General features: G+C 60.3%; 1 protein-coding gene. It reads right to left on the bottom strand.

All coding sequences use genetic code 11. The annotated features are described in order from the left end of the window. Positions 1-171: 171 nt before the first annotated feature. Positions 172-625: sigma-70 family RNA polymerase sigma factor (locus AC1D0P_RS26960; RefSeq protein ID WP_477679536.1), on the bottom strand; the 454-nt coding region annotated here is incomplete at its 5' end.

Below are 625 nucleotides of genomic sequence, written 5' to 3'. Positions count from 1 at the left end.
CCTCTGCGCCAATAGGGAAGAGCTGCAATCCATGGCGCAGGCTCTCTTTGGCGCCGAACATTTCGATTGAACCATCTCTTCCGATGGCAGCACCGGTTTTGCAATGCGGTCGGCGCCTGGCGGCCGCCATCTCGCAACGCCGCAATTGGCTCCGTCGCGTCGATCAGCTGATCATTGGTTCAAATCGCCGAACTGCTCGACGAGGTGCCGGCGCGCTCGATTGAGCCGGCTTTTCACCGTCCCGACGGCGCAGTGAAAGCGCGTCGCCGCGTCCTCATAGCTCTGGCCGTTGATCGCCACGGCGTCCAGCACATCTCGATAGTATGAGGGCAATTCGTCATAGGCGCGGCCGACATCCTGGATGAGGATGGTCCATTCCTGCGACGCCTCGGTGATGCGGTTGTCCGCCACACATTCGGCGATACCCGGAGCCTCCCGCCTGGCGACGGCGAAGCGCGAACAGAACGTGTTGCGCATGATGGTGAAAAGCCAGGACTTGAGCTTCGTGCCCTCTTCGAAACGCCCGATGTTGCCGAGCGCCTTCACCAATGTTTCCTGTACCAGGTCGTCTGCATCATTGATGTTGCGATGAAATCGCCGCGAAAATGCGCGCAACGCCGGAATG

The sequence above is a fragment of the Polaromonas sp. P1_G2 genome, from assembly GCF_056405515.1.
The sequence above is the reverse complement of the archived record's forward strand: the minus strand, read 5'-3'. Positions and strand labels throughout refer to the sequence as shown.